The following is a 22,249-nucleotide window of genomic DNA, read 5'->3' as shown; positions in this document are numbered from 1 at the left end:
GGATCTCGACATGGACATCATCTGGATTCTTCTTGGGGTTGTTTTGCTGGTCACGCCAGTGGGACTGATCCTGTGCTGGGTCTGGATCGCGGGGCTCAATCGACGGCTGATCCGGCTGGAGGAAGCGATCAATCGCGATGGTGACGCTGATACGCATGGAGTGGATGTACCGGAAGGCAGGCTGGAGCGACTCAACCTCAGGCTTCGAGAGCTGCGTCATGCATCCAGCGACGAGGCCGCGAGTGCTCAGGACGCGGGTGTCGTTACACCTTCTCAAATCAAGGAACCCGAACCAGTTCTAGATGATGGTGGCAAGAGGCCTGCGCTTGACCACGAATCCGTGGAATGTGAGCGTGCGGATGTCACAGGGCCAGAATCGCAGGGTTCACCTGAGGAGCCTCCGGCTGATGAGGCGATGTCGTCTGAGCCAGTCGTATCCTCTGGTCAGGACATTGTTGCCAAAGAGAGTTTTGAGGAGGCATTGGGTTCACGGATCCTGGTCTGGGTTGGAGGTGTGGCGTTAGCGCTAGCCGGGGGATTCCTCGTCAAGTATTCATGGGACAACAACCTGCTTTCTCCAGAGGTCAGGCTGCTGCTTGCTGCATGCTTTGGTCTGGTTTGCATAGGGGTGGCTTCGTGGATGCACCCTCAAGCTGCACGCGTGGCTTCGGCGTTGGCCGGAGCCGGCGTAGCGATTCTGTATGGCGTGAACTTTGCGGCCACCAGTGTCTACGAGTTCATCGGACCGACTCTAGGCTTTATCACCATGGCGGGCATCACAGCATGTGCCGTCATGCTGTCGTTGCGTCACGGGGCGTATGTCGCCCTGCTCGCATTGGTTGGTGGATTTCTCAGCCCAGCCTTTATTGGTGACCCAGATGGCTCAGTGGTTGGGCTGTTTGCCTACCTCGTCCTTCTGCAGGTCGGGATGGTCATCGTTACTCGGCGTCGCGGCTGGAGTGGTCTATCGGGATTGAGCCTCGTTGGTACGCTCGTCTGGGCAATCCTTATGGCGATCTTCGATGCGACCGAACAAGGGCGTTTTTGGGGCTCTTTGTTGCTGATCGTGTCAGCAGTCCTCTATGTGCTCAATGCCGCCCGTGTGGACCGTGGGCCAGATGCCCAGCAACGTGCAGGGACTCTTACCTCAGGATCGTTATCGCTGACAGCAATCGGTGCGGCGCTCGCTCTGCTCGGGCTCTTCACGGCTCAGGGTGGGTACGGCTTGAGCGAGTTAGTCATGCTCGCAGCGATGTCTGCGGGGGTGTTGGTTCTGGCTCGGTTGGACCGACGTTACCTAGCGATGCCGTGGATCGCCCTTGTTGTCAGCCTTGTTCTCTTGGTCAGTTCATCTCAGGAGTTGGATGCCGCGTTGACGCAGCAGATTGCGCTGCTGTACGGCAGTCTATTTGCTGCGGGCGCAAGTTTGTGCATGCTATCGGGTTCGCGCGATCGGTCGACCATTATCCTTTCTGCGACCGGGGCGTGGCCCTTCGCTTTATCACTCCTTTTTGTTCAGCCGGATGTGCAACTGTGGATGCTGAGTTGGTGGGCACTGGCTATCAGCGGAGCGGGTTACGTCGTTCTCTCTGCGGTCATGCTCAGCCGCAATCGACTTGCCTCGTCTGTCTTGCTCGTCGCGGGCCTGGGGTGGATAACTTGGTCTTTGGGAACTGGCCTTCAAGAACCTTGGCTCGCTACAGCCTGGATGTCACTTGGCTGGATCGCGGCTCGCTTCACGCCCTGGGTGCGACACGGCAGCCTGCCCAAATGGTCACTGCTCTGGCTCGGTGTTCTCTCGGGGCTCTCACTGGGTTGGTTGTGCGGTCAGCAGGCATGGGCCACGACCTGGTATACGGTGACGGTCTACGGGTCTTGCGCGGGACTTGCAGCCGCTATTGCATGGTGCCTCCGTGGCGACCGTTTGATTCGTTGGCGTGATGGCTACGCAGTCGCTGCGGCCATCATCCCCTTAGTGGCAGGTACCAGGCTGATCCATCAGGGGTTCCACGGTCAGGAGGTCTTGGCAGAGCCCTCTGGGCTCGTGGAGATCGGGAGCTACACGCTCTTGCTCCTCGCTTATCCGTTAGGCCTGGCTCTTGCTGCTCGCTTGGCGCGATGGGGCGCTGCCGTCGAACGCACGGCATCCGTGATCGCGATGGGTGCAAGCCTGCTGACCGTAGCGGGCTTGGGGCTAATGGCCAATCCTTTCGTGACCAACGATCCGATCCTCGGATGGCCAGTCATCAACCTGATCACGGTGTTCTATCTTCCCGCCGGGGCACTCTTGCTGGCCCTCGCATTTCAGCCCTCGCTGCTCAGCAAGGATGCTGCGACGGCAGTTGGGTCGATCGGGCTTGGTGTGCTGGGACTCATGCTGATTCTGTTGATCCGGCACACCTTCATCGGATCAGCCTCGGGCCTACTCATGACTCTGCCCAGAGCTCTGGAGTGGTCGGTTCATGTGACTGTGTTCCTGCTGGCAGCCGAAACACTCCGATATATTCAGTTGCCAAATCACGACGAACTATCGAGAACCGCCTCAAGGGTATTCCTCGTGATGGGTTGGCTGGCGACCGTTGGCTTGGTTCTTCCGGGAAGCCCGCTATGGCTTGGGCAGGTAGTTGGGGAATGGCCCATCTTCAACGAGTTGTTGCCAGCCTATGGCATACCGATGTTGTTGTTTGCCTGGCTTGCCAGCCGTCTTGAGAGGGATCCAGCTCGACGAAGTGAGGTCGTCCTGTGTGCCGTGACGGCATTGTTCCTGGCCTTTGTGCTCGTCACGCTACAGGTCAGGCAGGCTTTTAACGGCTCGGACATCCTGATCCAGGAGCAGACGATTGCTCAGACGGAGTGGTATGCCTACTCGCTATCCTGGATCGTCCTCGGCGTGTCCTTGCTCATCGGTGGTCTGCTAAGAAGAAATCGCTGGCTGCGCATAGGATCTCTGGTGATCATTCTGATGGCCGTGGGCAAGGTTTTCCTTCTTGATACGGCCCATCTCGAGGGCTTGCTCAGGGTTGTGAGTTTCCTGGGGCTTGGCCTAACGCTGATCGCGATAGGCTTCCTCTATCAGCGATTTGTCTTTTCATCGAGTTCCCCGAGTCAAGCCTAGATCACTCGCCCGCCCGCAGAAGGTGTGGTGACGAACCAGCGAGGTTCGACGCCAAAGGCTTGTTGGTAAGCAGCGGCAACTTCGCCAGCAAGATCATTGGCCGCATCGGACCTGACCAGGCTCACCGTGCACCCGCCAAAGCCCCCACCGGTCATTCTGCTGCCGTAGGCGTTCGATCCGCCCAGCGACATCAACAGATCAACCAGTCGATCCAGCTCCGCGGTTGTGATCTTGAAGTCATCACGCATCGAGGCATGACTCTCGAGCATGAGCCGACCGAAGCCCGTCCAGTCGTGAGACTGCGCGAGGTCAGCAGCACGAAGCGTGCGATCATTTTCGGTGATCACATGCCGAGCCCGCCGGAACGTGATCTCATCGAGCCGGTCACGGTGGGCTTGGAGTACAGCAAGGCCAGCGTCACGGAGTGCTCTGACGCCCAGTGCCTCTGCTGCCTTCTCACAAGCTGCCCGGCGCTGCGCATAGGCTCCATCCACGAGAGCGTGCTTCACCCGTGAATCAATAATCAGCACCGCCAGGTCCTCGTCATCGAGCGCGACCTGTCGGGTCACGTGGGTCCGGCAGTCGATCAGCAGGGCGTGACCTTCCTGACCCATCGCAGAGATGAACTGATCCATCAGCCCGCAAGGCATCCCGGCGAACTCGTGCTCAGCTCGCTGGCACAGCAATGCCTTTTGCACCGGATCAAGCTGACGCCCGGCGAGCGCTTCGGCTAGTGTCGCGGTCGCCACTTCCAAAGCCGCCGACGAAGAGAGCCCAGCTCCCGTGGGAACATCACTCACGATCACCGCATCAAACCCTGGCACGTCCAAACCAGCCTCCAGGCTGAACGCCAGTGTTCCGCGGACGTAGTTCGACCAATCCGGCATCCCCCTGGCGATCGGTTGCGTCAGATCAATGACCGCTTCACCCTCGAAGCCCTCGGCGCGGATGCGAGCGACAGAATCCGATTGTCGTCGTGCGGCCAGGACGGTCCGCCGATCAATCGCCATCGGTAGCACGAAGCCATCGTTGTAATCGGTGTGCTCGCCGATGAGATTCACTCGGCCCGGCGCCGCCGCGACGACTTCTGCCTCCGCGGAATAGGCTGCGCGAAAGGCGGCCAACGCCTGCTGAGCAAGGGGATCAGATGCGGCCATCGTGGGGCTCCTCAAGCCCATCAACATAGCGAATGATGCTTTGGCGATTGGCTCGAACACCGACCCAACCGCCGCCCGGTGCTGGAACAAATCCCTACACTCTCGACCTATGGGCCTTTTCTCCAGCGCATTTACCAAGCTCAAGTCCGCACTCACCCGCACCCGAGAGGCGTCCACCGCGACCCTCCGCTCGTTCCTGACCGGACAACGCTTGTCCCACGACCTGATCCGACGTATCGAGCGTGTCCTCATCGAAGCCGACGTTGGCGTGAAGACCGCTGTGGAACTCCGCAAGGACGTCGAGGCCGCCTATGACCGTGGAGAGATGGAGACCGGCGACGAGGCCCTGGTCTTCCTCCAAGATCAACTCACCGCCTACTTCCCGGATGAAGACCGCACGCTCAACCTCCAACCCACCGGACTGACCGTCATCCTGGTGGCTGGCGTCAACGGCGCGGGTAAGACAACCTCGATCGCCAAACTCTGTCACCGGCTACGCGAAGAGAACAAGTCCGTGGTCCTCGGTGCCTGCGACACCTTCCGAGCCGCCGCGGTCGATCAGCTCGAGATCTGGTCCGAGCGGCTCGGCGTCCAGGTCGTCAAAGGCCAGCAGGGGGGTGATCCTGCCGCTGTCGCATTTGATGCGGTCGAGGCCGCCCTGGCACGGAACGCCGATGTCCTCATCCTCGACACCGCAGGCCGACTGCACACGCAGGAACCGCTGATGCGGCAGCTCACCAAGATCCAGTCCATCATCCAGCGGAAGGTGCCCGATGCCCCTCACGAGGTGCTGCTCGTCATCGACGCCACGACCGGTCAGAACGGTGTCAATCAGGCCAAGGTCTTCTCGCAGGCGATCGCCGTGACCGGCATCTTCCTGACCAAGCTCGACGGGACCGCCCGAGGCGGGATCGTCATCGCCATCCGCGAGCAGCTCGGTCTCCCGGTCAAGCTCGTGGGCACCGGCGAAACCCCCCAGGATGTCAGCGCCTTCGAGCCCTCCGACTTCGTCAGGGCTTTGTTTGCCGAGTGACGCCGGTACTTTACGTCAGCCTGCGAAATAGGTTCATTATCTGTGCAAAAACCCCTTGATCAGGGCCGATAATGTGTTAACTTCATACTTGCGCATCATGTCTTTCCCTCGTGGATGAGAGGGTCTAGCGCTCCAAGGATGGATCAACCAGACAATGGGAGAATGGCAGCCCCTCGGGCGGCGGTCTCGTGAACTCCTTGGAGGAGAGAGTTCATGAACCCAGCGAGGTCTCCGGACCGGCCCGATGCTGCCAGCATGCTGAGCCCCACCACCCATCACCCCGGTGACGGGCGGGACACCAACGAGGTGGAGAAAGCATGTCAGGGGCTCGGAAAGGCCATCGGAGAGGGTGGCCTTTCTTTTTTGCGCTCACCTGAGGAACTGGGTAAGCCCGGCGCTCTAGGTCAGAAGCCAAGCTCGACCGTATCCAGCCACAGCGTCACCGGTCCATCGTTCTCGATGCTCACCAGCATGTCCGCACCAAACCGCCCCGATGCCACTTGTGCCACCCCAGCGTCCCGAAGGTCCTGACAGAAGCGGTCGCAAAGCGGGCCTGCAACAACTGGCTGAGCCGCGCCAATGAAGCTCGGACGCCTGCCCTTGCGAGCATCAGCAAACAGGGTGAACTGGGAAACCACCAAAGCCCCACCCCCCACATCCAGCAGCGACCGATCGAACCGCCCATGCTCATCCGGGAATAGCCGCAGCCCGGCGATCTTCTCCGCGAGGCGTTTGGAGATCGCTTCAGTGTCCTCCGGACCGACGCCCAGCAGGATGGCGTAGCCTCGCTCGATCTGGCCAACGACTTCGTCATCGACACTCACTGATGCCCTGCGGACGCGTTGGATCAATGCCCTCATAGCCTGAGCCTTCTTTCAGACGCCCAGCATAGGCCCCAGACCTCCCGGTCGTCACAGACGTTCCAATCAACCCAACCCAAACAACCAGCCTATGGCACGACTCGGCTGCGGTTTTTCTGCCGGACGTGTTGGCATCGTCCGACCTGAATTCGAGACTTCAAGTGCAAGAGCGAACGGCGTGTGCCGTCGGCTGTTGTCGTTGTGCACCAGGAGTTCTCGTCTATGACCCGGATGTTCACAGGTAGCCTGCTGGCGGCTTCGTTGCTCGCCGGAACACTCGCGACCGAGACGTCGGCCGACCCGATCACCACCTCGTTCGTCTCGGGTATCGATCCGACCTTCCAGAAGGTCGCCCACAGCCGCGTCCGTGGCTGGAGCACCGGATGGGAAGCCGCGACCGGCCAGGAGGTTGGCGTCCCCGGCCATCCCAACGCCAGTTGGAACTGGTCTACCGCGACAGGACCGCAGGAGTTTATCTGGGATGTCGCCGACGGCGTCTCCTCCTTGACCATCAACGGCCAGTCGATCATCGAGTCTGGACTCGTCGATGGCGCGACCGACCTGTTCCTCCAACTCCGAGCCACTGACTACAACAGTTTCCTCGGCTCGCTGACAGCCACCGATCTTGCTTTGATCATCGACGGTCAGTCCACCAGCCTCCCCGATCTCTCCGCGGCCAGCGGATGGTCAGGCCTGCTTCAGGTCAGCGGGCTAGGCGGCGCTGGCATCGACTTCCGTCTGACCGGAACCCTCGACGGCAACTTTCACCAGATCAAAGAAGAACGGATCAAGATCGACATGAAGGCTTATATCGACCCCAACGCCGATACCGCTGTGCCCTCACCCGGCACGCTGGCCATCGGTGCCTTGGGCGCAACGTTCTTGCTCCTGCGTCGGAGCTTGTAGCCCGACGCCCTGATGTGTGTCGTCCCTGGTGGTGTTAAAGCCGTCAGGGGCTTTCCCAAAAGGCATGCCGTTGTGGACATGCCATTTCCAAAGTTGCTTCGTAAAGGAGTGAGAGATGAGTAAGACATGTATGTTGATCGCTGGTGTTCTGTTGATGTCCCTGGCCTCGGGTGCTGATGCGTCGATTCTCGACGGTATGAGCTTCCAGGGCTTCGAGCTGCCCAAGCCCCAGATGGTGATCCCCGAACCCGGCACCGCGGCCGTCTGCGGCATCGGCCTGGCTTCGCTGCTCCTGCGTCGGCGTGCGTAACGCTGTCGCTTCGATGAGTGAGCCCCTTGTGACCTGACGGTCACAGGGGGCTTTCCGCTGCGCGTTGGGGTTAGACTGTCGCGTCATCAACGAAATCGTTCACATCCGACCCTACCTCTACCTGCGAGCCTGAGCATGATTATCGACTGCCACACCCACCTCAACAACTACCACGAAGAACGCGTTGTTTCGATCGAGCAGTGCTTGGATCGACTCCAACAGGATATGGCCGCCAACAACGTCGATATCTCGTTGGTACTCAGCTCCTACAAGGTCACCGATCACCGCCCGCCGACCGCTAAAGTCGTCGAGGCCACCCGCCACCTCGACAACATCTTCGTCGTCGCCGGCATCAGCATCATGCACTACAAAGAACGCGACCTCCGCGAGATCAGCGATTTTCTCGCAGAGGGCCTTGTCAAAGGTCTCAAACTCTACCCTGGCTACGAGCCTTTCTACCCCTATGACGCACGCTGCAAGGTGGTCTACGATCTCGCTGCTGAATACAACGTCCCGGTCATGATCCACACCGGCGACACCTACTCTCCAAAAGGCAAAGTCCGTTTCTCGCACCCACTCAATGTCGACGATGTCGCCGTGGACAACCCCGATGTCAACTTCATCATCTGCCACATCGGTAACCCCTGGATCCGTGACTGCATGGAAGTTGTCTACAAGAACGAGAACGCCTACGCCGATGTCTCAGGACTTGTCCTCGGAAACTTTCAGGAGAAGTTCGAACGCTACATGCACGAGCAGGTCGAAGACATGATCACCTACGCTGGCGAGCCGAAGTACCTGCTCTATGGCACCGACTGGCCTATCTGTGAGATGGCCCCGTACCTCAAGTTCATGAGAGGGCTCGACATCACCGACAAAGCCCGCGAACTCATCATGTGGAGGACCGCAGCCCGGCTCTTCAAGCTCGATGTCCCCGAAGCCGCCAGTCATGATGATCCGAGTTAAGGCTTAGCCTCACCCTTGAGCGCATCAGCCAGCCACGCGGTCTCCCCCTGAGGAAGTGCGGGCGGCTCTGGAAGCCCCTCCGTCGCCGACGGGTCCAGCCGACCGGCTTCCACCAGCCGATGAGCCGCCTTGTCCAGCAAAGCATTCACGAACGCGGGTGAATCCTCGGCACAGAATGCCTTGGCCAGTTCAACCGCCTCGTTAATGGCCACCCGCGCCGATACCCGTTCGCTGGCCAGCTCGTAGTGCGCCAGTCGGAGGATCGCGCGATCCACCGGCGGCTGCCGGTGCGTCGGCCAGTCCGGTGCCAACTCCGCGAACACCGCATCCGCCGTCTCTCGCTGAACCCATGCAGCCAACGCAAGATCTACAGCCGTCTGCCGCTCGTCAGCGTCCAACTCCGAGTCCTCGACCCCTTCGAGGAGCTCCGCCGCCTCTTGCTCACCCGCCAGATCAATCTGGTAGAGCATCTGCATCGCCAGCCGGCGGATCAGTCGAGCCTGTTGCTTCATGCCACCATGATACGACGTTCCCGATGCAGCCGGGCTAAGCATCTTCACGCCTCATCGATCACGCGGAGAAGATTCGCCATCTCAACCCCCGCCAGCAGGGCGGTTCTCCCCGAGTTACCCATCTTGGCCCCCGCACGGTGAATCGCCTGCTCGAGCGTGTCGCAGGTCAGTACCCCGAAAATGCACGGCACCCCCGTCTGCGTCCCCACCTCTCGGACCCCCTTGGCTGTCTGCTCCACGACATGGTCGTAATGATCCGTCTCGCCACGAATCACGCACCCCAGGCACACCACCGCGGCATACTCCCCGGTGAGAGCCAGCTTCCGTGCGGTCACCCCCAACTCAAAAGAACCCGGCACCCGCGTGATCGTCACGTTCTCCGGGTCCCCGCCGATCTGATCCCAGCTCGCCATCGCCCCAGCCAGCAGATGCTCGGTAATAAACTCATTGAATCGGGCCACCACGATCGCGATACGGTGGTCGCCGGGGATCAGAGAACCGGTCAGGTCAGTAGGCATCACCGGAGTGTAGACCACCACACACCCGCTGTGGGATGGCCCCGCACCCAACAGCCTGCCCCGCTTGCGGTACATTTAGCTCACTACTAGAATCATTGATGTAGAGATTAAATAATCTCTTGATCGCCCCTCCGAGCTCCGCACACCGTTCTGGAAGGACTCACCACCATGCCCTCACGCCCCAAGATCGCTGTCATCGGCGGCGGCAACGTCGGCGCCTCCTGCGCCCTCTGGACCGCCTCCAAGGAACTCGGCGACGTCGTCGTCCTAGACATCCCTCAGGCCGAAGGGGTGGTCAAAGGCAAGATGCTCGACCTCGCCCAGTGCTCCCCCATCGAGCTCTTCGACGCCAAGATCACCGGTACCACCGACTACGCCGATATTGCCGGAGCCGAAGTCGTCGTTGTCACCGCAGGCATCCCACGCAAGCCCGGCATGTCTCGCGATGACCTGATCGAGACCAACGTCAAGATCGTTCGCAGCGTCAGCGAAAACATTGCCAAGCACGCCCCCGACGCCATCGTCATCGTCGTCTCCAACCCCCTCGACGCCATGGTCTACACCGCATGGAAGACCACCGGCTTCCCGACCAACCAGATCGTCGGCCAGGCCGGATGCCTTGATGTCGCCCGTTACAAAACCTTCATCGCCATGGAAACCGGCTTCTCCGTCGAAGACATCAACGCCCTGCTCCTAGGCGGCCACGGCGACGACATGGTCCCCCTCCCACGCTTCACCAACATCGCTGGTATCCCCGTCACCGAGTTCATCAGCGAACAACGACTCCAGGAACTCGTCGACCGCGCCAAGGTTGGCGGCGGCGAGATCGTCAAGCTGATGGGTACCTCCGCCTACTACGCCCCCGCCTCTGGCGTCGTCCAGATGGTCGAGGCCATCGTCAAAGACAAGAAGCGCATCCTCCCCTGCGCCTCCTACTGCAACGGCGAATACGGCATCAAAGGCCTCTTCGTCGGCGTCCCAACCTTACTAGGCGCAGGCGGCGTCGAGAAAGTCGTCGAGATTAAGCTCAACCCGGACGAACAGAAGCTCATGGATGAATCGGCTAGCCACGTCGGCGATTTGGTCGGCGTCGTTCAGAAAATGTTCCCCGACCTCGCGTGAACCCCAAGCCCTAGCACAACGCCGCGAAGGTCAACAGCGTCAGCACAAGGATCTTCTTGCGGTAAGCGATCTGAGTGGCGTTCCAACCGAAGAGGGTGATGCTGTTCATGGTGTTGCCTCCGATAACCAAGGGTTAATAGGGTACCTTCAAGGGCCGTGCCAGCACGGCCCTTTTTCTTGGATGGAGCACAAGTCATTGTATAAAATAGCTTTAAGCCGATTTCGAGCTGCTATCCGCAGGTCTATCTGTGACGCCACGTCGCCCGCCCGCCACACCTGTCGCCATCCGGTGTCGCTCCTGAGCAACGCCCTCGCTTGCCTCATCCTCACAACCGGACCCACCCCCACGCCCGCCGCCGCCCAGGACCTCGACTGGCTCCGCTCCTTCGAGGCCCAGCGGCTCGTCGAAGCCTGGGCGTCCCGAGGCGTCGTCGATGACGACATCCCCACCCTCGCCGCTGGCCAGACCACCGCCGTCCGCGTCACACTCCGTGACAACGGCTACGCCATCGCCGAAGGCGATGCCTTCGCTACCGAGCAAGACCTCTTGGGCGACGAAGAGACCGTCAACCTCGGTCAGCTCCTCGCTCGAGCCAGCCAAACCGCCTTGGGCCACGCCAACGCCCGCAGAGCTCACCAACGCGCTAACCATGACAACCCACAGCGATCCAACGAGATTGAAGACGACGGCTTCTTCGGACTCGAAGTCGATCTCCAGATCGCTGGCCCCCTCACGCCCCTCGCCATCCGTGGGACACGCCCTGGCCCCAGCCTCATGGAGCAGTGGGTCCCCGGTTACCACGGACTGGTCCTCCGCGACCCGCTGACAGGCTCACAAGCCCTGCTGTGGCCCGGCACCGCGCTCGCCCAGGCCATCTCTGTCGAAGGCCAGATCGGCCGCGCCCTCCGCGATGTCGGCCGTGGGGCCGGCCGCTATGACCCCTCTCAACTCATCGGTCTCGAAGTCAACCGCTTTGCCATCACCCACGTTGTAGGGCTTCGCGATGGTGCCGGTCGTGCTGAACTCGAGCGCGGACACGCCACCATCCCCCTCGGCAGCATCTCAGAGCAGACCGTCGCTGGCCTTCGTGCCCGACTCCGTCAACACCTTGCCACGCGATACAAAGACCCGCGCCTGATGCCGGGTGACACCTACTTACCCATGGCCAACCGCTTCGATGGTGACGCCAGCGAGCGCGATGCCGCCCTCGGAGCCCTCGCCCTGATCCGCGCCGAGTTGGCCCTCGGCCAGGAGTTTGGTGGGCAGTCCCCCGCCATGGTCAACGCCATGAGCTTCGCCCGACGTCGGCTCCAAGCCCAACTCGACAACGAACCCCTCGCTTTCGACGAAGAAGCCTCAGCCCTCTACCTTCTCGCCCTGATCGAATCCGAATCCCGTGAACTCACCCTCGAAACCCGCGACTCAGCCATCCAGCGGCTCGACACCACCCTCGACCGCCTCACTCAGGAACAGGCTGGCCGCGAAGAACTCGTCGTCCTGGTCACCCTCCACCGTGCCGCAGCCCGCACCCAGCGACCCGAACTCGCCAACCGAGTCAGCGCCCTCGCCGGTCCCGCCATCGAACGCGTTCTCGCCAAACCCGGCCTCTCACGACTCGCCTGGTCCGCCGAGCTACTCGCCGCGATCAACGACCCCGCCGAACTGATGCGACTCCGTAACCGCCTCGACGCCCTCATGGACGACCTCGAACGCCTCCAACGCATCGATCCCCCCATGATCGGCCCCGATGACGTCATCGGTTCCCTACGACTCCAACGCGGGCCTCGTGTCTTCAGCGAACTGCCCGACTGGACCACCGCCTACGGCCTCCGTTTCGTCGCGACCATGGCCCTCGCCGGGCAGCAACCCGATGGCCGCATCGACCGCCAGGTCTTCGCCTCTCTCGCCGCTCGCTACCTCGCCCTCCTCAACATGTCAGAGGCCGGTGCCTTCGCCAGCCCCTACCCCCAGGGCGCCGTTGGCGGAATCCGTCAGACCTTCCTCGACCCCCGCATGCCTCTTGCCGCCTCAGCCGAAACACTCCTCGCCGCCGTCCGCTACGAACAATGGCTAAGTGCCCTCCGTGCCGCCAAAGAAGACGACAACACCCAACAGTAAGCGATGCTCCCCCCACGCCACGCCCCCAAGACGCGCACCACCCAGAAGAAAAATGCGGGGGTTTAGTTGGCGGCTTCGATGGCGAGGACTTTCTCGAGTCGTCGGCGGTGACGCTCTTCTGCGGTGAACCTGGCGCTCGCAAACGCCTTGACGATCTCCCGGGCTGGCTCGATCCCGATGATCCGCGCCCCTAGGCACAGCACGTTCATGTCATCGTGCTCGACTCCCTGATGAGCCGAGTACGTGTCATGGCACACCGCCGCCCGCACACCTTTCATCTTCGACGCAGCGATCGACGCGCCCACACCCGACCCGCACAGCAGGACAGCGCGATCCGCCTGCTTGTGCTGGATCGCGTTGCCCACATACCGCGCAAAATCCGGGTAATCGTCCTTAGGGTCCAACTCGTTTGCGCCCAGATCAAGCACCTCGTGCCCCAACTCACGGAGCAACTCGGACAAGGCAGCCTTCAGCGGGAAACCAGCATGGTCAGCGGCAATGGCGATTTTCATGCCCGGAAGTGTACCCGCCCCGCACCGGCTCAGTAAGCCAGCCCACCCAGCCGTCGCAGCGTCTCCAGCGCCGCCGCATTATCAATCGATAACCGCCCCGACACTGATGGCTTGCCCTCACCTCGCGCTGCAAGGGCGAAGTCATCCGCCTCCAGCGCAAACAACGGCCCATCCGCCGTCAGCGAAAACGTCTCCGACCGCGCCGGGCGCACCGCACCATCCTGCCGAGGCCCCGTCATCTGACGCAGTTCCACCTCACTCCGCTCGCCCGGCTTCCACGGCACCGGCAACCGCACATAACCCTCATCCCCGCACAGCAGCGCAGCATTGTCCGTCTGCACCCCCATCCCCACCTCAAAACTCGCGATCAACCCACCAGGAAACGTCAGATGCCCCACCGCCAACTCATCTACCCCCGTCGCATGCAACCGCGCCGAACACGACAACGCATCCGCTCGCTCGCCCGCCATCGTCAACGCCAGCGACGTCGCGTAACACCCGACATCCATCAGGGCCCCACCCAATAACTCTGGCCGAAACCGAGTGTTCCCCTCAAGCTTCCGCGTGCGATAACAAAAACTCAGTCGCAGCAGCCGAGGCGTCCCGATCGCTCCCTCATTCACCAACGACAACGCCTTCCGCGTCGCCGGGTGCGAGAGATACATAAACCCCTCCATCAGCAACCGACCCGCACTCTCCGCCGCAGCAAACAATCGCTCAGCATCCGCCTCACTCGGTGCCAGTGGCTTCTCGCACAACACATGCTTGCCCGCTTCAAGCGCGCGCAGCGTCAACGCCACATGCGTGTCATTAGGCGTCGCGATATACACCCCATCGATCCCCGGATCATCAAGCAGCGCCCCGTAAGACCCATAAGCCCGAGCGATCCCGTAGCGCTCCGCAAACGACCGCGCCCGCTCCTCCGATCTCGAAGCCACTGCCACCACCTTGACACGCTTCGACTGCGGCATCGCCTCCGCGAACTGCCTCGCAATGTTCCCCGTAGCCAGAATCCCCAACCGAAACTCCGACATCACCCATCACCCCGCATCGCCACCTCCGCCGCCTCACGAAGTCGCTCAGCCGCCAACTCCGTACCCACATCATTCTTCCCAAACCCAGGCATCGCCCCCTTCCGCTCCGCCTCGGCCTGCGCATCCTCATAGTTCGAGATCAGCAGCGTCGGCCCCGCCTCGGCTCGCCCCGACACACCAGCGATCAAATCGATCCCCGATGACACGGCAAACTGCCCGTCCAGCACCCGGTTCACCAGCAGGATCGTCTCAGGCGATAGCCGAGGAGACAGGTCCTCATCAGTGTTGACCAGAACTACCTCCGCCCTGGGCAGCGCCTTGGCCACCGCCCGCGTCAGCAAACCCGAATCAAACCCGCAATGCCCCACCAACAGCACCTTCACATCTCGCGAATCCGCCATCTTCAGCTCCAAACATCGCAACAACGAAAAAACTCACAACGCGCCGCCACTGTAACGCGCTGACCGAATACGGTTTATGCACTCTTCCAGAACAATTCTCAAAGATTTTCCGCACTTACCACGGAATACATCGCACCCCTGGTGCATTATTCCAGTAGACAAAGTAGCGGAACCAAGCCTAACGTCCCCCGCTAACCCAGCTCCCTTCTCCTAAGTGCCCGTGGTCCTTAACCCGCCACGGGCATTTTTCTGCGCCTCCCACCCCCAGCCCCCCCGCAGTCCTGCCAAGCCTCGGCGAACCACAAACCTTCTCTCTAAACACATCTATGTCAATGGCAGCCTCCTCTGAGTAGCACATTGCACGCCCAAGGCGTGCTGTGTGCGCTACCCTGTCCAGCAAGACAGCCATCAAACCCAATCGCTACGAATGACACAGAGATGCTTAGCGGGCGGGTGGTGGGCAGTTGGGGGGTTACGGGTGGAGCCAGTGGGCTTCGAGTTGGCCATTCGGCCACGAGTACAGCGCCCGCCGGTGCCCGGTCGCCGCCAGGTGCAGCAGGTCGATACGCTCCGCCGTGACCGAGATCACCCCAAAGTTCGCCCGCCCTTCTTCTGACTCCTCCTGAGTCGGCACGCGCCCCAGCAGGTGCTCCGGCAGGTTGACCGACGGCCCCTCACTCTCCGCCGTAGGCGGGGACGGTGCCAGATAACACCGCCGACTGCTCACCGTCGACGCCGCCCACTGCTCATCCGCCAACGCATCATCCCCGTGCACCGTCACCCGCCCCAGCACCCGAAGCTGCACTTTGTCGCCCGGGTCGTACACCAGCATCGTCGCCGCCGGGTTCCGCCGCAGCGCCGCAAACTTAGGCGACCGAACATCCGTATGACACATCAGCCGCCTCGACCCCGGCTCCACCCGCCGGAGCACCACCGTCCGCGCATCCGGCTCACCCCCGTCATCGACGGTCGCCAACACCGCCAGATGCCACGGGTGATGGGCCGTCTGCGTGGCCGCCACCAGCCGCTGCCACGCCACCGTCAGCAGATCATCCAGGTTCTCCAGACCCGAAAACTCAGGCATCAGCCGACGCTTGAGCCGCCGCCCGTCGCGCACGACCGGCACGCACAAACGAGTTGATCCCCGCGATCAGCAGCACGGCACAAGGCACGCCCATCCCGATCTGACTGTAGACCGCCTTGGGTCGCTCATGCTCGCCAGCAATCAACTTCGGCACCGCTGGCAGACCCATGCCCAATCCGCCAAGCGTGCCCAGCAAGGCAAAAATCATCGCCCCGTGCAACGCGTGCCTCCGCCAGCCCTCGTTCATCGACGCCAGCCCCAGCAGCAGAATCGGAGCTCCGATGAATGCCGGGATCAACGCCGTGATCGACGGCTTCTTCCGCTCACCGGTCTCCGCCCCCGCTGCACTGGCCACATCACCGGCGTCATCGTGCGCTACCTCGGGAGGACGCGGCGACGGGAGTGCATCCGCAGGCGAACCCTCCTCAATCGCCGCCGTATGATCCGCCGGAGCAGGATTCGCCGACCCGCCCGCCGTCGCGTACATGACCACACCTAGAATCACCAGCAGCAATCCAACGAACACAGTCAGCTTAGGCATCGAGTTGCCTCCAGTAAGGTTGAAAGAGTCCAGAGACTAGCCGTCTCTCGCTCGCCTGTCCTCGCGGACAACCCCCATCACGCCGGCTTTGGGGTATTCACCGGTGTTTTCTGCAACCCGGCAATGTAGTCGGACGGCAACCCGTGGGATTGCGCCCCCCGGACAATCGCCTCCAGGTACTGACGCGAAGGCGGGGTCGGACCACCTTCATCAGCCGCAGCGATGTACACGATCGCCGGGACCGTCCGCCCGCCATCCAGCACCACGTCGATCGTCTCCCGCCAATAGTCACCCTCCGCCACCCCCTCGTAACGATCCAGCGTCTCGAGGTGGTCCGCCGTCAGGTCGTACAACACCCCCCACACCTCACAACCCTCCAGAGGCTCGATTGACGCCACCCCGCCCGCCCACGAAACACAATCCCGCGGAAAGGTCAGCCGGTACCCCCGCACAAACCCCCGGGCATGCACGTGATGACCCGGACACCGATCGTCCATCTGGTGCGGGTCGAGATTAGAGCCGTAAGCGAAATAGAGCATCCTGGTGACTTCAAAAAAGCGTGTTGAGCAGGCTACAGTGTTATGCTTTGGTTAATCGCCGCCCCGGGTCAGGTCGGGGGTCATCTTATGCCGAAACAAGAGTTAAGATCCAAGGTTATCGGCCCCGAGCCCGACCCTGCGGGCCCGGCTCCCGATCCCCACACCGACCTCCCTGACACCCAGGCAAGCGAAGACCCGGCGATGAGCAAACGCAAACTCCGCTACCGCACGGTTTTCATCAGCGACGTCCACCTCGGGACCAACGGCTGCCACGCCAAGGACCTAGCACGCCTCCTCAAACGCATCCAATGCGAACGACTCTTCCTCGTCGGCGACATCATCGACATGTGGCGCCTCCGCCAACGATGGTTCTGGCCCAAAGACCACAACGAAGTCATCCGACGACTCCTCAAACTCGCTCGCAAGACACAAGTCATCTTCATCCCCGGCAATCACGACGAGGCCGCTCGGCAATACTGCGGACTCGAGTTCGGCGGGGTCCGCGTCGAACACAAAGCCGTCTACGAAAAAGCCGACGGCAAGAAACTCCTGATCGTCCATGGCGACGAGTTCGACATGGTCGTCAAGCACTCACCCTGGCTCGCCCACCTCGGTGCCTGGGCCTACGGACTGCTCACCACCATCAACACCGGATACAACTGGATCCGCTCCCTCCTCGGACTCCAGTACTGGTCACTCGCCGCCTTCATCAAACTCAAAGTCAAGCACGCCTGCACCTTCATCAGTAGCTTCGAGCAAACCCTCGCACGCGAAGCCAAAGCCCATGGCGTCGATGGCGTCGTCTGTGGACACATCCACAAAGCCGAAGTCCGCGACATCGAAGGCATCGCCTACTACAACTGCGGGGACTGGGTTGAGAGCTGCACCATCTTGGTCGAACACGACGACGGCCGCATGGAGCTCATCGACGGACTCAGACTCATGGAGCAACTCAGAAACCGCTCCGCAAGCAGCCCCGAAACCGCCGACAGCGTCGATCTCGAAGTCCGCGTCCGGCCCCGCGATGGTGGGCTCGAACCCTTCATGCCCTCATCATGGGCCGCACGACACGAATCCGAACTCGAAGACGATGAGCAAGCCGCAACGACCACACACGGCCGGGGCTAAGGCCGCCACACAAATCACATCCAACCCGGCCACGGCTCATCATTCCTTACATAACGCTGGCCGTCGTAAACCTCAAAGAAATGCCTGATGAGCGTGTGCGTCACCGCCTCGCTGTCCTCATCCACATCAAGACTCGACTCCGCCGCATACGTCGCAATCTCGGACCCATCCACCAACACGTGGTACCACGGCTGCTCACGCTCGGGCTGACTCTGGTTCCCCTGATACCACTGCTCGTTCGCACGACACGACAGATCAAAATCCACCACAACCCCGCGATAGCCGTACCGTTTATGCCGTACCACCTGACCCGCTGCAAACCGCGGGACCTCAACCGGAAAATAGTCAGGCACGTTGATCTTGTCGTGGGGGTTCATAGCACTCACCGATCTCCCGCCACTGCGGGTTACCTTTCGTCCGATCCTAGGCGCTCTCCCTCCGAATCTCTAACCTCGGGTTCACCACCCTCAACACGCTCGACAGTCAAGCCGTTCTCTGGTTCAGGCAACACAGACTCATACAAATACTCCGCGACGAACAGCCGCTCCGTCGGCTCCGCCGAGCGCAACTCCGAAGCCGGATAAACCCGTTTCACCCTGAACACCATGTTCGGGTCGTCGCGCAATATCCGATCCAGCGTCGCCGACCGGTCCACCAACTGATCCACCTGCCGAGCCGGATTCCAGAACGACCGACCCTGCCGATCCATCCACGTCCACCCCGCCAACAACCGCACTCGTGCAAAGTTCCCCGCGAACGGCTCGGCCTCCGCCAGCAACGGCTCCACCACCCAACGCGCCTGCCGATCGATAAACCCCACCCCACCCCGTTCACGCACCATCGCCACCCCCGTCTCCGGCTCAAAATCATCCGCCAACTCATAAGCTGGCTCGAGTCGCCACGCCCCGTCCTTACCGATGTACCCCCAGCGGTCCTCCCGCTTCACCGCCGCTAGATTCATCGAAAACTCCCTCGCCTCATCAAACCCCGGCGTAATCACCCACCGAAACGATCGATCCAGATAACCCCAACCCGCTGCCGTCCGTGCCCGCAGCAGGTTGTCCCCCAGATCACCCAACTCCAGCACCTCGCCCGTCGGGTCCGTCCACCTCAGCCGACCCGACCGATCCATCACCGCCCAACGCTTCTGCTCACCATCCTCTGACACCAACTCCACCGATGCCTGCCCATCAATCAACCCCCGCCCCCGCGAATACCGAGGGGACACCACCACCCGACCCGACTTGTCGATGTACCCAACGCGGCCTTCGACCAGTACCGCCGCCAACCCCCCATGAAACCGACCCACCGCCTCGAACTCAGGACGAATCGCCCACCGCCCGTTCTTGTCAACAAATCCCCAACGCCCCTCGACCCGCACCCGCGCTAACCCATCCATGAACCGGTCCGCCAGCTCGAACACCGGCTTGATCTGCAGATGCCCTCGCCGATTTACAAACCCAACCCGCCCATTCAAACCCACCCGCGCAAGGTTGTCATAAAACGAATCCGCCCAGTCATACACCGGGGCAATCGCCAGATCACCCGACGCCGTCACATGCCCCGCCAGCCCGTGCAGTGTGATCGGATACAGCGTCTCATCACCTCGCACACCCCGATAACTCAGCGAGCGATCGTTCGCATTCAAAACCCACTCCGGCGTCCACCCGCCAACCGCCTGTCCAACCACCCCCGAACCAGGCGCGCAAAACCCAACCACAACCACAATCGCCAGTTGCCACAAACTCTTATGGGCTAACCGCATAACCCATCATATCCCCCAAAATCCCCCTGCATAGCTCACTCTGTGACGTTTGTAACACCTCTCACGCCAAATCCGCCCCGCTTCACTCAGTCACGATCAAGCAGTCCGTAAGGCTGGACGACATTCACAGGGATGAGCACCCGATTCCTACGCAGAATCCGACCACACCCGGCCGCACGGTGGAGCCTATGAGCCCAAGCGACAACAACACCAAACACAGCGCGCAAGCCAGCCAGTCAGGTGGGCAACCACGTGCCATCGAAGTCGAGGCACCACGCCTGGGCGCCGCTGTCCTCCACGCTCTCGAACGCTCCAACGTCGGCCAACTCCTCATCGGCACCGCAGGCGAAACCCTGTCCGCAAACACAGCCGCTCGAGGACTCCTAGGCGACCTTGCCAACCCAGGCTCACTCCTGCAAAACGCACTGGATAAGTCCGACCAAGCAGCCTTCATCACATGGCTCTCACCCGAGAACGCCGACACCACACGACCCATCCCACTCACGCTCGACCTCTCCCGCGACCACGACCACCAACTCACCATCACCCTCCTGCCCTGCAGCGGCACACATCTCGATGAAGCCGACGCCGCCGTCGCCCTTGCCCTCATCCAGCCCGCCAACCATACATACAACCGCACCAACACCAGCGACACCGGACTCCAGCTCGCCGCCAAAGCAACCCGAGAAGGCCTCTGGAACTGGGACCTCATCTCCGACCACCTCGAAGTCGATCCACGCTGGCGCGAACTTGTCGAGGTCCCGACGGATCAAGCTATCGCACGCTCACAGGACTGGTTCTCACGCATCGCATCCTCCGATCTGAGCCAGTTCCAGGTCGATCTTACCGTCGCCATGTCAGGCGGTGACGGCCGCATCGCCCGTGAACTCAAGATGCAAGCCGCCGACGGCTCCACACGATGGTTCGAGATCCGCGGGATCGTCGTCCGTGACGACTCCGGCCGAGCCACCCACATCGCCGGAACACTCGCCGACATCGACCAGCAAAAACGCATCGAGCAATCACTCGCCGAAGTCTCCACCCGCGACCGCCTCACTGGACTCGCCAGCCGAACCCTCCTGCTCCAGCAGGTCAGCCAGGCCATCCAACGATCCCGCAGAATTGCTAACTACCAGTTCGCACTCCTCTGCCTCGACGTCGATGGCTTCAAAGTCGTCAACGACAGCCTCGGGCCCGATTCCGGAGACCTCCTCCTCCAAGCAGTAGCCGAACGACTGCCCTCAACCCTCCGCAACATCGACCTCTGCGCACGCCTAGGCGGAGATGAGTTCGCCATCCTCCTCGACGGACTCGATAACGCCTCCTCCGCCTCCGATGTCGCCCGCCGGCTCCAGGGAATCATCTCCGAACCGCTCGAAGTCGGCGGCCACCAGATGTCACTCACCGCCAGCATCGGCATCGTCACCTCCGACGGCAGCTACGACAGCTCCGAACACATGCTCCGCGATGCCGACATCGCCATGAACCAAGCCAAGTCAGCAGGTAAGGCCCAGGCCGTCGTCTTCCACGGCAACATGCACACCGAAGCGCTCAACCGACTCGTCTACGAACGTGAACTCCGAAACGCCGTGGCCAACAACGGATTCCAACTCGCCTTCCAGCCACTCGTATCCCTCGAAGAACGACGAGTCGTCGGCTTCGAAGCCCTCATCCGCTGGAACTGCCCCGGTCACGGCTTCATCCCGCCCGACAGATTCATCCCTCTCGCCGAAGAAACAGGACTCATCGAGCCCATCGGCGCCTGGGTCCTCGACGAAGCCTGCCGAAGACTCCGCTCATGGATGGACGCCGGTCTCCCTCAGGGACGACCCCTCCGCATGAACGTCAACGTCTCACAGCGTCAGCTCGTCCGAGGTGGCTTCACCGAGATCGTCCGCGACACCCTCCAGCGACACCGTCTCCCCGCCACCGCCCTCGAACTCGAAGTCACCGAGTCCGTCATCATGGACCAGCAGGACCGCGTCCTCCGCACCCTCAGCGAACTCCGCGAAATGGGCGTCCTCCTCGCCATGGACGACTTCGGCACCGGATACTCCTCACTCAGTTGCCTCCACCAATACCCCTTTAACGTTCTCAAAATCGACAAGTCCTTCATCCAGAGCATGGAAGAGAAACTCCAGCTCGGGGCCGTCATCCAGGCCATCGTCACCCTCGCCCACACCCTCGGCATCCAGGTCGTCGCCGAAGGCATCGAGGAAGCCGGACAACTCGCAGCCCTCCAGGCCCTCGAATGTGACCTCGGCCAGGGGTATTTCTTCGCCAAACCTCTTCCCGCTGATGATGCCATCGAGTTCGCACATAAGTACGCTCAGGATCAAGACCTACGCGCATCAGCCTGACGCCTGACGCCACCAGAACCCCCATCTCAATCCCGGGAACACCGCCTGCAGACATGCTCTGGCTAGGTTATTAGGGTAAACCCCTATGGCCAATAAGTCCCATGAGCGCCGATTCGTGAACCAGCAGACAAGACCGGCCGTAGGGATCAGTGAACGCCGGCAAGCCCGTACTAAAGCGCGAGCGTCCGATTATCCGATGCTCGTTGAACAGACTTTCTCCCCTCCGCCCCGTTGGTGCCTCGGTATCAACGGGGTTTTTTTATGTAC

The 22,249-nt window shown here is 61.6% G+C and carries 21 protein-coding genes; 9 read left to right on the top strand and 12 right to left on the bottom strand.

Annotated elements, in window-relative coordinates; all coding sequences use genetic code 11:
• Window positions 1-10: 10 nt before the first annotated feature.
• The gene (locus RIG82_05190) at window positions 11-3,115 is read left to right on the top strand and encodes a DUF2339 domain-containing protein (GenBank protein ID MEQ9460326.1); all 3,105 of its coding nucleotides are present in this window, start codon (window positions 11-13) and stop codon (window positions 3,113-3,115) included.
• On the opposite strand, the gene galK is transcribed toward RIG82_05190, so the two are convergent.
• A complete protein-coding gene (gene galK, locus RIG82_05185; GenBank protein MEQ9460325.1) occupies window positions 3,112-4,272 on the bottom strand; it encodes a galactokinase in 1,161 nt (386 codons plus the stop codon). The genes RIG82_05190 and galK overlap by 4 nt on opposite strands.
• 109 nt (window positions 4,273-4,381) lie before the next feature.
• Between galK and ftsY the strand changes: the two genes are divergently transcribed.
• Window positions 4,382-5,305: a signal recognition particle-docking protein FtsY gene (ftsY, locus tag RIG82_05180; protein MEQ9460324.1), complete on the top strand. Its 924-nt coding sequence runs from the start codon at window positions 4,382-4,384 to the stop codon at window positions 5,303-5,305.
• A gap of 404 nt (window positions 5,306-5,709) precedes the next feature.
• Here the strand turns inward: ftsY and dtd are convergent, their stop codons facing one another.
• Window positions 5,710-6,165 (bottom strand): D-aminoacyl-tRNA deacylase, encoded by a 456-nt coding sequence (gene dtd / locus RIG82_05175; GenBank protein MEQ9460323.1) that lies wholly within the window; start codon window positions 6,163-6,165, stop codon window positions 5,710-5,712.
• 222 nt (window positions 6,166-6,387) lie between these two features.
• Between dtd and RIG82_05170 the strand changes: the two genes are divergently transcribed.
• From RIG82_05170 to RIG82_05160, 3 genes are all read left to right on the top strand, one after another.
• Window positions 6,388-7,071 (top strand): hypothetical protein, encoded by a 684-nt coding sequence (locus RIG82_05170; GenBank protein ID MEQ9460322.1) that lies wholly within the window; start codon window positions 6,388-6,390, stop codon window positions 7,069-7,071.
• Between the two features lie 115 nt (window positions 7,072-7,186).
• Window positions 7,187-7,381: a hypothetical protein gene (locus tag RIG82_05165; protein MEQ9460321.1), complete on the top strand. Its 195-nt coding sequence runs from the start codon at window positions 7,187-7,189 to the stop codon at window positions 7,379-7,381.
• 135 nt (window positions 7,382-7,516) lie between these two features.
• Window positions 7,517-8,347, top strand: coding sequence for an amidohydrolase family protein (locus RIG82_05160; GenBank protein MEQ9460320.1), 831 nt, complete (start codon window positions 7,517-7,519; stop codon window positions 8,345-8,347).
• On the opposite strand, the gene nusB is transcribed toward RIG82_05160, so the two are convergent.
• Complete coding sequence (nusB, locus tag RIG82_05155; GenBank protein ID MEQ9460319.1) at window positions 8,344-8,859, bottom strand: transcription antitermination factor NusB; 516 nt, start codon at window positions 8,857-8,859, stop codon at window positions 8,344-8,346. The genes RIG82_05160 and nusB overlap by 4 nt on opposite strands.
• Before the next feature lie 44 nt (window positions 8,860-8,903).
• Window positions 8,904-9,377 (bottom strand): 6,7-dimethyl-8-ribityllumazine synthase, encoded by a 474-nt coding sequence (gene ribH, locus RIG82_05150; GenBank protein MEQ9460318.1) that lies wholly within the window; start codon window positions 9,375-9,377, stop codon window positions 8,904-8,906.
• A gap of 168 nt (window positions 9,378-9,545) precedes the next feature.
• On the opposite strand from ribH, the gene mdh reads away from it, so the two are divergent.
• Both mdh and RIG82_05140 read left to right on the top strand, forming a co-directional pair.
• Window positions 9,546-10,499 (top strand): malate dehydrogenase, encoded by a 954-nt coding sequence (gene mdh, locus RIG82_05145; GenBank protein MEQ9460317.1) that lies wholly within the window; start codon window positions 9,546-9,548, stop codon window positions 10,497-10,499.
• A gap of 289 nt (window positions 10,500-10,788) precedes the next feature.
• A complete protein-coding gene (locus tag RIG82_05140) occupies window positions 10,789-12,618 on the top strand; it encodes a hypothetical protein (protein ID MEQ9460316.1) in 1,830 nt (609 codons plus the stop codon).
• Window positions 12,619-12,680: 62 nt separating this feature from the next.
• Here RIG82_05140 and rpiB read toward each other — a convergent pair whose 3' ends face one another.
• The 6 genes from rpiB to RIG82_05110 all read right to left on the bottom strand — a co-directional run bounded on the left by rpiB (window position 12,681) and on the right by RIG82_05110 (window position 16,729).
• Window positions 12,681-13,130, bottom strand: coding sequence for a ribose 5-phosphate isomerase B (gene rpiB, locus RIG82_05135; GenBank protein MEQ9460315.1), 450 nt, complete (start codon window positions 13,128-13,130; stop codon window positions 12,681-12,683).
• Window positions 13,131-13,159: 29 nt separating this feature from the next.
• Window positions 13,160-14,164, bottom strand: coding sequence for a Gfo/Idh/MocA family oxidoreductase (locus RIG82_05130; protein MEQ9460314.1), 1,005 nt, complete (start codon window positions 14,162-14,164; stop codon window positions 13,160-13,162).
• Window positions 14,164-14,565 carry a hypothetical protein gene (locus RIG82_05125; GenBank protein ID MEQ9460313.1) on the bottom strand — a complete coding sequence of 134 codons (402 nt, stop codon included), beginning with the start codon at window positions 14,563-14,565 and terminating at the stop codon, window positions 14,164-14,166. Before RIG82_05125 ends, RIG82_05130 begins: the two co-directional genes overlap by 1 nt.
• A 472-nt stretch (window positions 14,566-15,037) precedes the next feature.
• Entirely contained in the window at window positions 15,038-15,649 is a 612-nt protein-coding gene (locus RIG82_05120; GenBank protein MEQ9460312.1) for a pyridoxamine 5'-phosphate oxidase family protein, read from the bottom strand.
• Window positions 15,642-16,190 carry a hypothetical protein gene (locus RIG82_05115; protein ID MEQ9460311.1) on the bottom strand — a complete coding sequence of 183 codons (549 nt, stop codon included), beginning with the start codon at window positions 16,188-16,190 and terminating at the stop codon, window positions 15,642-15,644. The genes RIG82_05120 and RIG82_05115 overlap by 8 nt, the downstream gene beginning before the upstream one ends.
• A gap of 77 nt (window positions 16,191-16,267) precedes the next feature.
• Window positions 16,268-16,729, bottom strand: a complete 462-nt coding sequence (locus RIG82_05110) for a gamma-glutamylcyclotransferase family protein (protein ID MEQ9460310.1) — start codon at window positions 16,727-16,729, stop codon at window positions 16,268-16,270.
• A 201-nt stretch (window positions 16,730-16,930) separates the two neighbouring features.
• Between RIG82_05110 and RIG82_05105 the strand changes: the two genes are divergently transcribed.
• Complete coding sequence (locus RIG82_05105) at window positions 16,931-17,857, top strand: UDP-2,3-diacylglucosamine diphosphatase (protein ID MEQ9460309.1); 927 nt, start codon at window positions 16,931-16,933, stop codon at window positions 17,855-17,857.
• Between the two features lie 14 nt (window positions 17,858-17,871).
• On the opposite strand, the gene hspQ is transcribed toward RIG82_05105, so the two are convergent.
• Entirely contained in the window at window positions 17,872-18,234 is a 363-nt protein-coding gene (hspQ, locus tag RIG82_05100; GenBank protein ID MEQ9460308.1) for a heat shock protein HspQ, read from the bottom strand.
• A 29-nt stretch (window positions 18,235-18,263) separates the two neighbouring features.
• Window positions 18,264-19,505: a WG repeat-containing protein gene (locus tag RIG82_05095; GenBank protein ID MEQ9460307.1), complete on the bottom strand. Its 1,242-nt coding sequence runs from the start codon at window positions 19,503-19,505 to the stop codon at window positions 18,264-18,266.
• Between the two features lie 305 nt (window positions 19,506-19,810).
• On the opposite strand from RIG82_05095, the gene RIG82_05090 reads away from it, so the two are divergent.
• Entirely contained in the window at window positions 19,811-21,982 is a 2,172-nt protein-coding gene (locus RIG82_05090; GenBank protein ID MEQ9460306.1) for an EAL domain-containing protein, read from the top strand.
• Window positions 21,983-22,249: the final 267 nt, after the last annotated feature.

The organism is Phycisphaeraceae bacterium, from assembly GCA_040222855.1.
GTDB lineage: Bacteria > Planctomycetota > Phycisphaerae > Phycisphaerales > Phycisphaeraceae > Mucisphaera.
Note: the sequence above shows the minus strand (reverse complement) of the source record. Positions and strands in the feature narration are given on the sequence as shown.